Raw genomic sequence first — 14,203 nt, forward strand, 5'->3', positions numbered from 1 at the left:
GCCTTCCCTCTTCGGTGCCATCCACATGGGGAGTAGCGCCCGTGAAGCAGCTGCTCCACGCGGGGCTGGGCTTGCTGGAGGCGCTGTGGAAGTTCAGTGCCCGTCCCTGGTGCCGGCGGCGCGGTATTCGCCGGGGGTCATGCCGGTGGCGGTGCGGAAGACGCGGGTGAAGTCGGACGGCCTGGGATAGCCCCATCGCATGGCGATGGCGGCGATGGGAACGGTGCGGTGAGCGGGGTCGACCAGGTCGCGTCGGCAGCCTGTGAGGCGTTGCTGCCGGATGGTGTCGCCGACCGTGGTGCCGTGCTGCTGAAAGATGCGATGCAGGTAGCGCGTGGAGATGAAGTGGGCTGCGGCCACGGTGCCCGGCGTGAGGCCGGGATCGTGCAGGTGGGCGTTGATGTACGCGCTGATCTGCTCGAACAGCACGCGCTGCCGTGGGCCTGCCGGTACCAGGTTCTGCTGGTCGGCGTGGTGGGCGAGCAGGGTTGCCGTGAGATCGATGGTCGTGGCGCCCAGCCGGGCGCTGTCGGCGGAGGTGAGATCGGCGTGCGTGTCGGCCAGCCCGGTCAGCACCTGTCGCAGGAGCAAGCCGACACCCGCCCGGCCGTCGAGGGCCGCTCCGCACAGTGGTGCCACGGTCTTCTCCGGTAAAAGCAGCAGGCGCCGGGGGAACTGCAACAACATGGCCCGGGCTCCCGGAAGGTTCGGACCCGCGGTGGCGGCGAACGGCCGCGAACTGTCGTACAGGAGCAAGTCACCGGGACCGAGTGACGAGTACGTCCGGGCCTGTTCGATGCTCTGCTGTCCGCTGAGGGTCAGCGCCAGCTGGTACATCTCCGGATCGGACTGTTGGATGAGCCGCGCGGTGCGCTGGGACGCGAGCGGCGTGTAGGCCATCACCGACAGCTGGACCGGCCCGAGGGCCATGGCCTGGATCCGGGCTTTGAGCCGGTCCGATTCGAGGAAGGTGGTGCGGGTGGTGATCAGAGCTCGTCCCGTGGCCGCCACCCAGGCCGCCGCCCGGTCGGCGGCCGGCAGGTGAGCGGTGTCGAGCACGGTGGTCGGCATGACGTCCTCTGAGTTGGTGCCGCCAGGTGGGACGGATCCTAGGCGGACCTGTCCGCCCGTCACGGCATGTGATCATCCTGGGTGAGCGGTGACCCGTGGAAGTGCGTTGTGCGCCAAGTTGAGTGCGCTGTGTGCTCATGACACGGCTGACGCCGTGACGAAACGATGCTCAGACCAGACAACGCGGCTGAAGCCGGCAGTGGTGCTGGAGCAACCAGGAAGTCCAACAAGTAGGTCAACTGCAGCTGACCAGCGCCGTGCTGGGAGGGGCGGCGTAGGGCTCCTCGGCCAGTTGGCCGGGGGCGCCGCGTGTGGTGTCCCCGGTCGGTGTTGGTCCCGAGACGGCCAGCCGGATCGTTCCGTCGTGCTCGCCTCTCAGCGGTAGCAGTTCGAAGCCGCTGAGAGGGCGCCACTCAGCGGTCGGAATCGAGCAACACCATCATCTTCCCTGCAAGGGGTTGGGAACTGCAACGTCGTGCAGCAACCGCCCTGTGCTCAAGGGGACCCCGAACACACGAAGGAGCAGATACATGACCGTCGCTACCGAGACCATAGTCCGAGCCTGGACCGACGAGACATTCCGCGACTCGCTGTCCGAGGAGCAGCGGCAGCAGATCCCCGCCAACCCGGCCGGTGAGTTCCAGGAGATCATCTCGTTCAACGGCACCCACGCCATCGAGGCGAGCACCGTGTCGGTCGTCTGCCTCGGCTCGTGCTTCTTCACGTTCGGAGACAGTTCTGACGCCTGTTGCGCCTGATCGACGGCCCGTGCCGTCCGGGCCGCCTGCCGTCGGCGGTCCGCACGGCACGTTCCCCGCACCAGTAGCTCGTTCCGTCGCACACGTCACAGGGACACTTCGATGACTCTCGGAACCCGCCCCTCCTCGGCCGCTCGAGTCGACAGCAACGCCAGTATCTGGTTCCTGGCCGCTTACCTGGACGAACGGGTCGCTGCCGGAAGGCCGGCATCGACCAGCGAGTCGATGCAGCCGACGACCCGAATTGAATCGGCAACGGCCAGGTGGCGGGCCCGTTACCCCTACTCCGATGACGAGCTGTTCGCTGAGATCCTGCACCGGCGGCAACTGACGTCCGAGGAGTTCATCCGCCTGTGCGACGAGGAGGCGGAGCAGGTCCGCGAGCGTTTCACGAGTCCGCCCGGGTGGTTGCAACAGTTGCACGGCCTGCCACTGGTCGGTGGCCCGGACGCCGCGTTCACGGCTGGGGCGTCCGTTCGGCCGGAGCAGCCGCAGGACCCCCGGCAGCAACAGTTGGAGCGGCTGCTCGACCTCGTCCGACCGCTACTCAACCGTGCGACCGATGCCTTGGTAGCAGGGGTGCGGGACACCGTTCGATCCACAGGTTCATCGCTGGACGGCGAGCATCTGGGCGCGCTGTTGGCCCGGACGTGGCCACGGCGAGCGCTGACCCGCTTGGTGATCCGGGTGCTCCTGCTCGAACTGAACATCGCGCGCCTGCGCGGCACCCTCGCCGGAGCAGACGACGTCGGACGCTTCGCTGACTTCGTGGCCAGGCTGAGCAACCCCCGGCACTCGTCGACGCTGTGGCAGGCCTACCCCGTGCTGCTTCGGGAATGTGCGGTGCTCCTCGACCGCTGGGTCGCCGCCCGGCTGGAGTTCTGCGCCCACCTGTGCGCCGATCTGTCCGCCATCGGCCACCTCGTGCCGGACGCGGTGGACCGCCAACCGATCGATGCCCGCTTCGAGGCGGGCGATGGGCATCGCGGCGGTCGCTCGGTCGGCGTCGTCACCTTCGCCGGCGGGCACCGGGTCGTCTACAAGCCGCGCTCCCTCCACCTCGACCGGCACTTCCAGGAGTTGCTGCGGTGGGCGAACGCTGCCGGCTTTGAGCCGGGGTTCGCGACGCTGGACATCGTCAGCCGTGACGATCACGGCTGGTCGCAGTTCGTCGCGCCGTCCGGCTGCTCGGACCGCCGCCAGACGGCCCGCTTCTACCGCCGCCATGGTGGCTACCTCGCCCTGGCGTACGTTCTGCGCGCTACCGACCTCCACTTCGAGAACGTCATCGCAGCAGGAGAACACCCGTACCTGGTCGATCTCGAAGCACTGTTCGGAGCAGAGCTGCGCACCGCTGCGGGGGCGGATGACGAGCTGGCCGGACGGCTGATGACGTCGACCGTGCTCGCCACTGGCCTGCTGCCGAATCCGGTCGTACGGTTCAGCGCCGCCGAACACAGCACCACGGACCTGTCCGGCATCAACTATCGTGCCGGCCAGCTGTCCTCCGACCAGGTTCCGGTGTGGGCCGACCCCGGATCGGACACGATGCATATCGTCCACCGGCGCGTGCCGATGGGAGCGTCTCCCAACGCACCTTTGCTGGACGGAAGCCCGATCAATCCTGTCCACTTCGTGTCGGAGATCGTTGACGGCTTCACCGACCTCTACCGCATCCTCCTCGAACGGAAGACCGAACTCTCCGGAGAGGGAGGTCCGCTGGAGCGCTTCGAAAACGACATCGTGCGGCGCGTGCTCGACGCGACCCAGACGTACAGCACGGTGCTGTGGGACAGCTACCATCCCAACCTCCTGCGCAACGCCGTCCACCGGGACCGCTACCTCGACCGCACGCTGGGCCGCTACCGGTCCTATCAACGCGGTCACGACATCGCGGCCAGCGAGCGACGCCAACTGGCCCAAGGAGACATTCCCCTGTTCACGAGCCGGGTGAGCGGGCGCGAACTGCAGGGCGGGGACGGCACGGTGATCGGGGACGCCCTCGAGACCAGTGGCCTCCAGGCCGTCCACGACCGGCTGCGCGCACTCTCGACCGCCGATCTGCTGCACCAGCGATGGGTGATCGAATCGGCCTTCGCCTGTGCGGCCACCGACGACCTGAACGCCTCCTGGCCGGTTCACACCGTTGCCAGCCGCGACCATGCCCCGGCACCACACACCGCCCTCGCCCATGCCCAGGCGATCGGGGACAAGCTCCTGGCCACCGCGCTGAGGGCCGGCGACGAGATCGGCTGGCTGGGCATCACACCGGTCGGAACATCAGCATGGCGACTGACGCCTACCGCCGGCAGCCTGTACTCGGGCGCGCCCGGCATCGCACTGTTCCTTCTCCAGCTCGGCCTCGTGACCGACACGGCCCGATACCAGGAGGCCGCTTCCCTGGTGGCGCGCTCGCTTGCCCGCCGGACACGACAATGCCGCCTACTGCCGCCCCCGCCTCCCGGCGTCCCCGCCCTCGGGCTGTCGGGCGAGGTCGACGGAGGACTTTACTTCGCCGCTCACTGGGCCGCCGCCACCGGAGAGCACGACGCCCTCGCGGAACTACTCAGCGACCTTGCCCCGCGCCTGGAAAGCACCATCGATCAGACAAGCGCGCCAGACGTCGTCGACGGACTCGCCGGCACCCTGCTCGGACTGTCCAGCGCGTACCATCTGCTCGGCAGCGGCTCACTCGCTGACTTGATGACCCGCTGCGCCGACGCCATCGCATCCGCCGGGATCCTGCAGCACACGGGCATGGGGTGGCATTCGTCAGCCGGTGGGGACCGCCCGCTGTGCGGGATGGCACACGGCGCCTCCGGGATCGTCCTCGCGCTCTCGCGGTGTTCGCAGGCCCTGCACACCGGGAGGTATCGCGAAATCATCCGCGAAGCCCTCCGCTATGAGGCAGCCCTCCACGACCCCGAGCTGCGGCGCTGGCCCGACCTGCGACCGCGCAGCCGCAACACCACGATGACGGCATGGTGTCACGGAGCCCCGGGCATCGGCCTGGCCCGTGCCGTACTGTCCGCTGTGGACGATCTCCACCTGTCCAAACCCGCCGTCGACGATCTGACCATGGCCCTGGACGCCACACGGGCTGCTTACCCGGCCTCCGGGGAGATGACAGTGCGCAACCTGTCGCTCTGCCACGGCGAACTCGGGAACCTGGAGTTCGTGGCCACGGCCGCAGACATCCTGGACAGCGCCCCCGGCCGCAGGCTGGCCGACCGCATAGCCCACGCCGTCTGCGTGACGCTCGACGAACGCGGTCCGGTGTGCGGCGTTCCCGAGGGACTGAGCACGCCAGGCCTGCTGACCGGCATCGCTGGAATCGGGCACGGGCTTCTCCGCCTTGCAGCAAGGGAACGCATCCCGTCCGTGCTCACCTTCGAACCACCGTCCGTGTGAGGGCCCCAACCGACCCGGCCTCCAAGGGGGCACGGAGTCGGCCTGCCCCTGTCGGTCGGTATCTCCGCCGCCAACGTCCACGACAGCCAGGCTCTCATCCCGCTGGTCCGCGGCATTCGGCCCGTCGCTCCCGTCGCGGCCCGCGACGCCGCCTCGCGCCGTACCGTCCGTCGTACCGACCGGGCGCCGTGCCCCGGACCGGCCGCCGCGGAGCCACCCGCGGAGCCTCCGGTGGTCCGGGGACCGCCGACCCGGTGGTGTGGCTGCCGCCCCGGCCGGCCGGGACGGCGTGCCGCGCCCCGGCCTGCCCCAGCTCGCGGCAACCGGCCCGGCCCGGCGACTCACCTGGCGTGCATGCTCTGCGCCATCCGTACCAGTTCGTCGCTCTCCGCCGCGTCGATCTCGACGTCCAGGACGGTGCACACGCGCGCCAGCAGGAAGTAGAAGCCCGCCAGGACCAGGGTCTCGACGATCTGCTCCTCGGAGTAGTGGGCGCTGACGGCCTCGTACCGGGCGTCGTCCACCGCCGGCGAGGCGGCTGCCGCGGCGGCGAAGCTCACCAGGGCCCGCTGGGCCGGGGTGAAGACGTCGGCGTCGTACCGGCGGGCGCGCAGGGCCGCGCGCTGGTCGTCCGTGACACCCGCGGCCCGTGAGATGGGCACGTGCTGCGCCCACTCGTACTCGGCCTCGAAAACGGTGCCGTAGGTGAGAATGAGCAGTTCGCGGTCGACCGCGTCGAGGCTGGCGTCGGCGAACAGCGCGGCGCCCAGCCGGGCGATCTGCGTGACCGACCGGGGCGCGTGCCCGAGCGTCCGGTACACGTTGATGATGCGCCCCTGGCTGAGCGAGCGCAGGGATTCGGGCAGCGCCTCGGTGTCGAGGCAGGGGATCCGGGACATCGTGTCTCTCCTTGGGGCGGGAAGGGCCGGGGTGGGCTGCCCCGGTGGGGGTCAGAACGTGCGGTCGTCGAGCCAGTGGGGCTGTGAGGAACCGCGGGGGACCAGCAGCGGGCCGCGCCAGGCGGGCGGCGTCTCGCTGAGCGACACCGGCGGTGCCACCAGGGAGAGTTCGCCGAGAGGAGTCGTCCGGGTGAGGCGCCGGGGCCCCGGCAGCGGTGCCGCGGGCAGCAGCCGCTCGCTCTGCTCGCGCGTGAACGTGCCCAGCTGGTAGGCCCAGTTGGAGACGCCGGCCAGGGAGACCCGGACCTGGTAGCTGCCGCCCTCCTCGGCGCGGCGCAGGACCGCGCTCATGACGCCGGCGGCGACGAGGTAGGCGGCCAGGTAGTCGTTGAGCATGCGGCCGGGCGGCAACTGGGGGCGCCCGTCCTGCCGTTCGCTCCAGTTGACCCCGGTCAGAGCCTGGGCGTGCTGGTCGAAACCGCCCCGCTCCTGCCAGGGTCCGCTGTGGCCGTAGGCGCGCACGGAGACATGGATGAGCCCGGGGGAGAGTTCGGCGCACTCCTCGGGGCCGAGCCCCAGCCGGGCCATCTTGGCGGCCCGGTGGTTGTGCATGAACACGTCCGCGGTGCGCAGCAGTCTTTCGAAGGTGCGCCGGCCGTCGGTGTCGGAGTCCAGGGCGAGCCGGGCCGAGCGCAGACCGACACCGGTCTCGTTCCAGCACAGGTCGTGGTCGAAGGCGTTCGGTTCGCACACGTGCAGCACGTCGGCGCCCTGCTCGGCGAGGACCCGGCCGGCCGCGGTGCCCGCGAAGACGTGGGTGAACTGGAGGGAGCGCAGACCGGACAGCGGCTGGGCACCGACCGGCAGTGGACGCGGCGGGGCGTCGCCCACGCGCTCGACGGCCACCAGCGGCTCGTCCAGCACGGCCTTGCCCTGCGGGTGGGCGAGGAACTCCTCCCGGCTGCGCACGATCGCGAGGGGCACGCCGCGGGCGGCCGCCTCCTCCTCCAGGTCCCAGGAGACCCGGTTCGCGACGGCTGCGCCGATGTGCTCGCGGGTGTGCGCCGTGCCGAGCATGTCGAGGAAGGCGTCGCGGGTGCTCGGATAGCAGGCGATCGGGATGGCCCAGCGGTCGTCCGCCGTGCGGTAGAGGTCCCACAGGGCGGGGGCGAGACCGCCGCCGAGCCCGAGCACGCTGCCCATGTTGGAGCCGTAGCCGTTCAGCGTGTTGCCGCCGCCGAGGTAGGGCGTGAGCTGGTGCACCGCCTGGGCGAGGTCCAGTCCGAGGCGCTGCGGGCGGCCCGTCGCGCGCTGCCAGATCTGCGCCGTGCCGACGGCGGCGGACAGCAGGGCGATGCCCATGGCCGAGCCCAGCCGGATGGTCGACGGCACCAGCGGATCCTGTCCGCGCACGACGAGTTCGCTGACCGCGTCATCACGCGACAGGCCGAGCGACTTGAGAGTCCTGTCTAATTCACCGATCAGATCGAATTCGTTTTCTTCCATGCCCGAAAACATAGCACCGTCAGGAAGGCTGCAAACCGATCGGTCGCTATCATCAGCCGGCTATCAGTTCACTATCAGGAAGGGCTGGTTCCGTTGCTCTGAAGCAGTCGATTCGCAGAGAGGCGGTGACGTGGATGTCGCATGATTTCCCCGCCGTGGAGGAACTCGATCACCTACCGGAGCACGAGCGCCGGGAACTCATCGAGGACTTGGTGGTGGCGGAGTTCAAGAGCGCTCTTTTCATGACCGACCGCGAGGAGTTCGCCCTGGACATGGGCTTCTTCGACCTGGGACTCACCTCCCTGCGGCTGAGCGAGGTGAAGCTTTCCCTGGAGCGGAAACTGGGGCGGGAGATTTCGACGGCCACCCTTTTCGGCCATCCGACCGCCGGTCAGTTGATCGACCATCTGTGCTCCTGATCTTTTTCCTGACCGGAGGGAATAAATGTCGGACACACCGAATCCCGCAGCGGCCGAGCTGGCCGCCGTACGCGCCGAACTGCGGCGCAAAGAGGAAGCGCTCGCCGCGCTGGAACGCGAGAAATACGAACCCATCGCCATCGTGGGCATAGGACTGCGTATTCCGGGCGGGAACGACGACGTCGACACCTTCGCCGACTTCCTGCGCGAGGGCCGCTCGGGCATCGGGCCGCTGCCGGCCGACGAGCGCCGCCAGATGGCCCCGGACGACACGGCGGACGACGACCAGCCGCGCGGCGGCTTCGTCCGCGACGTCGACCGCTTCGACGCCGCCTTCTTCTCGGTCTCCCCCAAGGAAGCCCCCTACATCGACCCCCAGCAGCGGCTGGCCCTCCAGACCGCCTGGGAGGCGCTGGAGCACGCGGGCATCGACCCCACCTCGCTGCGGCACGGCGACACCGGCGTGTTCATGGGCGTCACCACCCTCGACTACATCTTCGAGTCCACCGACCTCGCCCCCGCCGACCTCGACGGCTACCTCGCGCCCGGACTGAGCCACAGCGCCGTCTCGGGCCGGATGTCGTTCTTCCTCGGGCTGCGCGGACCGTGCATGACCGTCGACACCACCTGCTCCTCGTCGCTGACGGCCACCCACCTCGCCGTGCAGGCCCTGCGCGGCGGCGAGTGCTCGCTCGCGCTCAGCGGCGGCGTCAACGTCATCCACAACGCGCAGAACCACACCATCCTGAAGCTGGGCGGGGTACTGTCCGCCGACGCGCAGTGCAAGACCTTCGACGAACGGGCCGACGGCTACGCCCGCGCCGAGGGCTGCGGTGTGCTGGTCCTCAAGCGGCTCTCCGACGCGCTGCGCGACGGCGACACCGTGCACGCCCTGATCCGGGGCTCCGCGGTCGGCCAGGACGGTGAGAGCGCGGGCCTGGTGGCCCCCAACGGCGCCGCCCAGGAGCAGGTCATGCGCTCCGCCCTGGCCCGCTGCCGCCTCACCCCCGGCGACATCCACTACGTCGAGGCCCACGGCACGGGCACCGCGCTCGGCGACCCCACCGAGATGGACGCCATCAGCGACGTGTTCGCGAAGTCCCACACCAGGGAACGGCCCGTGCTGGTGGGCTCGTTGAAGACCAACATCGGGCACATGGAGGGCGCGGCCGGGGTCGGCTCGCTCATCAAGGCGGTGCTCCAGCTGCGGGAGCGCACGGTCTTCCCGCACCTGAACCTCGTCACCCCCTCCCGGCGCATCGCCTGGGACGAGGCTCCCGTCGCCGTGCCGACCGAGTGCCGCCCCTGGCCCGGCACCGGCCCCGGCCGCGCGATGGTCAACGGGTTCGGGGTGACCGGCACCATCGCCTCCGTCATCCTGGAGGAGGCACCGCCCGCGCCCGCCGGGGAGGCCCCCGCCGACGCCCGCCCGAGCGCCGTGCTCACCCTCTCCGCCAAGAGCCGCACCTCGCTGCGCCGGCTCGCCGAACGCTACCTCGACCACCTGGAGCGCCACCCCGAAATCCCGCTCGCGGACCTGTGCCACACCTCCAACACCGGCCGGGCGCACTTCCGTTACCGGATCGCCGAGGTGGTGGGCGACCGGACTGACGCTGTACGGGCCCTGGGCCGGCGGGCAAAGTCCCTGGCCGCGGGCAGTACCCGCGGCGGCGGCTCGGCGAGCGCCCCGAAGGTGGCGTTCCTCTTCTCCGGCACCGGTACCCAGTATCCCGGCATGGGCGCCGCGCTCTACCGGCAGTACCCGGCCTTCCGCGCCGCACTGGACGAGTGCGACGCCATCCTCACCCCGCTGCTCGGCGTCCCCCTCGGCGCGTTGATCCGCGGCGAGTGCGCGCGGCCCGAGCGCATCCACGAACCCCGTTACCTCCAGCCCGCGTTGTTCAGCCTCGAATACGCCATGGCCCGGCTCTGGCTGTCCTGGGGCGTGCGCCCCTCGGTGCTGATGGGCCACAGCCTGGGCGAGTTCGCCGCCGCCGCCGTCGCCGGGCTGTTCTCCCTGGAGGACGGCGCCCGGCTGGTGGCCGCCCGCGGCCGGCTGAGCGAGGCGGTGCGCAGCGAGGGCGGCATGGCCGCGGTCGGCGCGCCCGCCGCCGAGATCGCCCCGCTGGTCGAGGACTACCCGGACCTCACCATCGGCGCCGTCAACGGCCCCGGCCAGTGCCTGCTCACCGGCGGCAGCCAGTCGCTGGCGGACGCGGGCCGCAGGCTGGCCGAACGCGGAGTGAAATTCACCCCGTTGAAGGGCGCGGTGCCGTACCACTCGCCGCTGATGGCCCGGATCGTGGACGAGTTCCGCGAGGTGCTCGCGGGCGTCGAGTTCCGCACGCCGGGCATGGCCCTGGTGTCCAACGTGACCGGACGCGTGGCCCGCGGCCGGCAGATGGCGGACCCCGAGTACTGGATCAGGCACCTGCTCGAACCGGTGCAGTTCGAGGCCGGTGTGCAGGCGGTGGACCGGCGCGGGCGGCACGTCTTCGTGGAGATCGGCCCGTCCGGCGCGCTCACCGCGCTGGCCAGGGCGTCGGCCGTCGACGCCGACCACGTCTGGCTGAGCAGCACCTTCCGCGACGACCGTGACGGCGACATGATCCGCCGGTCCCTGGCCAAGGCGTACGAGGCGGGCGTGACCGTCTCCTGGGCCGACTACCACCAGGGCGCCCCGAGCCGCCGGGTCCCCCTGCCGTCGTACCCCTTCGACGGCAAGCGGTACTGGCTGCCCACCCCGCAGCGCCGCGCCGCCGAGGCCGCCTGGCAGGCGGAACGGACCGGCGCGGACCAGGGCGCGGACGGCGGCCTGTTCTACGAGCAGCACTGGGTCCCCCAGCCCCTGCCGGACACCCGGCGGGAAGGCCGGCGGGTCGTCGTCGCCGGGGGCACGGACCGGCTGCCGCGCGGGCTCGCCGAGGCCGCCGCCGCGCAGGGCGTCACCCTCGACGTCGTATCCGGCCCCGCGGATCTCGCCGGGGCGCTGGCGGGCGAGCCGCCCACCGACGTGTGCTGGCTGTGGCGCGCCCACCACGGCGCGGGGCCGGCCGCGGCGCGGCTGCGCGCCGAGTCCGAGGCCAACTACCGCGATCTCCTCGCGGTGTTGGACACCCTGGCCACCTCGGGCTTCGGCCGGGGTCAGCGGCTGTGGCTGGTCACCGAGGGCGCCCAGTACCTGCCCGGCGACAAGGGCGTCGAACCGGCCGCCGCGGCCACCCTGTGGGGCTTCGGCCGCGCCCTGGGCGCGGAGTTCCCCGGCTACCGGGTGACCCTGGTCGACCTGGAGCCCGGAAGCGACGGCGGCGCCGGTCTGGTGGCGGAGTGGTCGGCCGCCGGGGAGAGCGAACTGGAGATCGTCCACCGTGACGGCGGGCGCTGGGTACGACGGCTGCGCACGGCCGGCCCCGTGCCCGCCGACTCCCGTCCCCGCACGATCCGTTCCGACCGCACGTATGTGGTGGCCGGTGCCACGGGCATGGTCGGACGGGCCCTCGCCCGCCGCCTCGTCGCCCTCGGCGCCCGCCATCTGGCCCTGCTGAGCCGCACCGGCGGCCCCGCCCCGGACTTCGGCGACGGCGTCACGGTCCAGGTCCATGCCTGCGACCTCGGCTCGGCGCCGGACGTGACCCGCGTGCTGGCCGAACTCGCCGCCACCGCGCCCCCGGTGGGCGGAGTCGTGCACGCTGCTCAGGAGGCCGCGCGGGACCTGCCGCTCGCCCAGCAGACCTGGGAGAACCTGGACGCCGCCTTCCAGGCGAAGGTCTACGGCGCCTGGCTGCTGCACGAGGCCACCGCCGGCCTGCCCGAGCTGGACTTCTTCCTCGGCTGCTCCACGGCCGGTGCGCTGTTCGGCGCCGCCACCCAGACCGGTGCCGGCGCGGGGGCCGCCTTCCTCGACCATCTGATGGCCCAGCGCGCCGGTGCCGGACTGCCCGCCACGGCCGTCAACTGGGGCCCGTGGGCGCCGCGGGAGCCGGGCCGGCAGCTCAGCTCCTCCCTGGTGCGCAGCTGGGAGGGCCAGGGCATCACGCTCCTGGAGGAGGACGAGGCCACCGACGCGCTGCCCGCGCTGCTGGACGCCGGGCGCGCCCAGGTCCTCATGGGCCGCTGCGACTGGAAGCGCTTCGTGGCCCGCAGGGCGCCGAGCGCGCTGTTCGCGGAGCTGGTCCCGGACGGTGGTGCGGACGGCGTGCCGAGCGGTGTCGACGCCCTGTCCGAGGAGCCGGGGGCCGCCCGCTCGGCCGGGATCAACGCGATCGTGCGGGCCCGGCTCGCGGATGTCCTGCGCTTCGAGTCGGCCGACGACATCGAGCCCGATGCCGAACTGGCCGCCCTGGGCATGGACTCGCTCAACGCGGTCGAGATCCGCAACGCGCTGGAGGCGGCCTTCCGGATCACCCTGCCCGCGTCGGTCACCTTCGACCGGCCCGGCGTGGACCTGCTCAGCGCATACATCGACGAACTGCTGTCCGGTGCCAAGGCGCCGGCGCACGACGCGGGAACGGGAGCACACCGATGACCACAGCGACGCGACCGCGCACCCTGGGGGAAGTGATCGCCCTCCAGGCCGACCTCCGGCCCGATCAGCCGGCCGTCCTGTGCGCCGGACGGGCCCTCACCTACCGGGAGCTGGACCGGGAGAGCGCGCGCACGGCCGAGGTGCTGCGCGCGGCCGGAGTGGTACCCGGCTCGCGGGTGGGCTACCTCGGCAAGGAGGCCGTCGAATACTGGGAGCTGGCCTTCGCCTGCGCGCGGACGGGCGCGGTCCTGGTCCCCGTCAACTGGCGGCTGACCCCGCAGGAGGTGGACCACATCCTGCGGGACTCCACCACCGAGGTGCTTTTCGTGGACCAGGAGCACCTGCCGGTGGCCACCGAGGTGCGCGAGGGGCTGTCCACGCTGCGCACTCTGTTGTGCCTGGACGCCGACGCGGCGGGCGCCGAGTCCCTGGCCGCCCGCAAGGACGCGGTGTCCGCCACCGGGGAGCAGGCACCGGCGGACGGCGACAGCCCCGTCGTACAGATCTACACCAGCGGCACCAGCGGGCTGCCCAAGGGTGTCGTACTGCCGCACCGCAGCTTCTTCAACGTCGCCGAGGCGATGGACGACAACGGCCTCGACTGGCTCGACTGGAAGCCCGGCGACCGCAGCCTGATCGGCCTGCCGGGCTTCCACATCGGGGGCTTCTCCTACGCGATGCAGGCGTTCAACGCCGGTGCCACCGTGGTCTCGCTGCCCGCCTTCATCAGCTCCGACGCGGTGCGTGTGATCGAGGAGGAGAAGGTCACCACCGGCATCGTGGCGCCCGCCATGCTGGAGCTGATGCTCCTCGAACCGGCCGCCGCCAAGGGCGCCCTCGGCTCGCTGCGCAAGCTCGTCTACGGCGGCTCGCCGATCGGCGAGGACCTGCTGAGCCGGGCGATCGACATCATGGACTGCGACTTCCTCCAGATCTACGGCAGCAGCGAGACCGGCAACTTCGCCGTCTGCCTGCCGCCTGCCGACCATGTCCCGGGCAGTCCGCGGCTGCGCGCGGCGGGTCGCCCCTATCCGGGGATCGAGGTGCGCATCGAGGACCCCGAGGGCCGGGTGCTGCCCACCGGGCAGGTCGGCGAGGTCTGCGTTCGCACCCCCGCCCGGATGCTCGGCTACTGGCGGCTGCCCGAGGCAACCGAGCGCACCGTGGTGGACGGCTGGGTGCACATGGGGGACGCCGGCTACCTCGACGAGGACGGCTACCTCTACGTCCGGGACCGCGTCAACGACATGATCATCGTGGCGGGCGAGAACGTGTACCCGAAGGAGATCGAGGACGCCCTCGCCCAGCACCCCGCGGTGGCCGCAGCCGCCGTGGTGGGCCTGCCGCACGAGCGCTGGGGCGAGTCCGTGCACGCACGGGTGGTGCTGGAACCGGGCCGGCAGGCGGGCCCCAGGGACCTGCACCTCTTCCTGCGCGGCCGGCTGGCCGACTTCAAGATGCCCACGTCGTACGACTTCGCCGACGCTCTGCCCCGCAACCCCAGCGGCAAGGTGCTGCGCCGGGCGGTACGCGACGAACTCACCACCGCGCGGAGCTGACCGCCACCCCTCCCGTACGACGCCGGCCCGCCCCCTCGGTCAGGGGGCGGGCCGG

Annotated in this window: 8 protein-coding genes and 1 pseudogene; 6 read left to right on the top strand and 3 right to left on the bottom strand. The window is 71.4% G+C overall.

The features are described from left to right. Positions 1–93: 93 nt before the first annotated feature. The gene (locus ACSP97_RS31205; protein ID WP_355152809.1) at positions 94–1,071 is read right to left on the bottom strand and encodes a helix-turn-helix domain-containing protein; all 978 of its coding nucleotides are present in this window, start codon (positions 1,069–1,071) and stop codon (positions 94–96) included. A gap of 530 nt (positions 1,072–1,601) precedes the next feature. Here ACSP97_RS31205 and ACSP97_RS31210 point away from each other — a divergent pair. From ACSP97_RS31210 to ACSP97_RS31220, 3 genes and pseudogenes are all read left to right on the top strand, one after another. Further along, positions 1,602–1,829 (top strand): mersacidin/lichenicidin family type 2 lantibiotic, encoded by a 228-nt coding sequence (locus ACSP97_RS31210; RefSeq protein WP_355152807.1) that lies wholly within the window; start codon positions 1,602–1,604, stop codon positions 1,827–1,829. 102 nt (positions 1,830–1,931) lie between these two features. After that, complete coding sequence (locus tag ACSP97_RS31215) at positions 1,932–5,240, top strand: type 2 lanthipeptide synthetase LanM family protein (protein WP_440555341.1); 3,309 nt, start codon at positions 1,932–1,934, stop codon at positions 5,238–5,240. Further along, a pseudogene (locus ACSP97_RS31220) lies at positions 5,241–5,392 on the top strand (IS5/IS1182 family transposase); the annotation flags it as partial. Positions 5,393–5,581: 189 nt separating this feature from the next. Here the strand turns inward: ACSP97_RS31220 and ACSP97_RS31225 are convergent. Continuing rightward, entirely contained in the window at positions 5,582–6,139 is a 558-nt protein-coding gene (locus ACSP97_RS31225) for a carboxymuconolactone decarboxylase family protein (RefSeq protein WP_355152804.1), read from the bottom strand. Positions 6,140–6,190: 51 nt separating this feature from the next. Further along, positions 6,191–7,645, bottom strand: coding sequence for a CoA transferase (locus tag ACSP97_RS31230; RefSeq protein ID WP_388316167.1), 1,455 nt, complete (start codon positions 7,643–7,645; stop codon positions 6,191–6,193). 134 nt (positions 7,646–7,779) lie between these two features. On the opposite strand from ACSP97_RS31230, the gene ACSP97_RS31235 reads away from it, so the two are divergent. Genes ACSP97_RS31235 through ACSP97_RS31245 form a run of 3 tightly spaced genes read left to right on the top strand, consistent with a single transcriptional unit; the run spans position 7,780 to position 14,148 of the window. Beyond that, positions 7,780–8,064: an acyl carrier protein gene (locus ACSP97_RS31235; protein WP_440555345.1), complete on the top strand. Its 285-nt coding sequence runs from the start codon at positions 7,780–7,782 to the stop codon at positions 8,062–8,064. A 25-nt stretch (positions 8,065–8,089) separates the two neighbouring features. After that, complete coding sequence (locus tag ACSP97_RS31240; protein ID WP_440555347.1) at positions 8,090–12,589, top strand: type I polyketide synthase; 4,500 nt, start codon at positions 8,090–8,092, stop codon at positions 12,587–12,589. Next, the gene (locus tag ACSP97_RS31245) at positions 12,586–14,148 is read left to right on the top strand and encodes a long-chain-fatty-acid--CoA ligase (protein WP_355526945.1); all 1,563 of its coding nucleotides are present in this window, start codon (positions 12,586–12,588) and stop codon (positions 14,146–14,148) included. The genes ACSP97_RS31240 and ACSP97_RS31245 overlap by 4 nt, the downstream gene beginning before the upstream one ends. The last annotated feature ends 55 nt before the right edge of the window (positions 14,149–14,203 follow it).

Origin of the sequence: Streptomyces sp. SCPE 10 (genome assembly GCF_051980735.1) — a bacterium.
GTDB lineage: Bacteria > Actinomycetota > Actinomycetes > Streptomycetales > Streptomycetaceae > Streptomyces > Streptomyces misionensis.

What these genes read in the sequence shown, in the direction of transcription:
- ACSP97_RS31205 (WP_355152809.1), bottom strand. Translation starts at nt 1,071, where the DNA reads ATGCCGACCACCGTGCTCGACACCGCTCACCTGCCGGCCGCCGACCGG.
- ACSP97_RS31210 (WP_355152807.1), top strand. Translation starts at nt 1,602, where the DNA reads ATGACCGTCGCTACCGAGACCATAGTCCGAGCCTGGACCGACGAGACA.
- ACSP97_RS31215 (WP_440555341.1), top strand. Translation starts at nt 1,932, where the DNA reads ATGACTCTCGGAACCCGCCCCTCCTCGGCCGCTCGAGTCGACAGCAAC.
- ACSP97_RS31225 (WP_355152804.1), bottom strand. Translation starts at nt 6,139, where the DNA reads ATGTCCCGGATCCCCTGCCTCGACACCGAGGCGCTGCCCGAATCCCTG.
- ACSP97_RS31230 (WP_388316167.1), bottom strand. Translation starts at nt 7,645, where the DNA reads ATGGAAGAAAACGAATTCGATCTGATCGGTGAATTAGACAGGACTCTC.
- ACSP97_RS31235 (WP_440555345.1), top strand. Translation starts at nt 7,780, where the DNA reads ATGTCGCATGATTTCCCCGCCGTGGAGGAACTCGATCACCTACCGGAG.
- ACSP97_RS31240 (WP_440555347.1), top strand. Translation starts at nt 8,090, where the DNA reads ATGTCGGACACACCGAATCCCGCAGCGGCCGAGCTGGCCGCCGTACGC.
- ACSP97_RS31245 (WP_355526945.1), top strand. Translation starts at nt 12,586, where the DNA reads ATGACCACAGCGACGCGACCGCGCACCCTGGGGGAAGTGATCGCCCTC.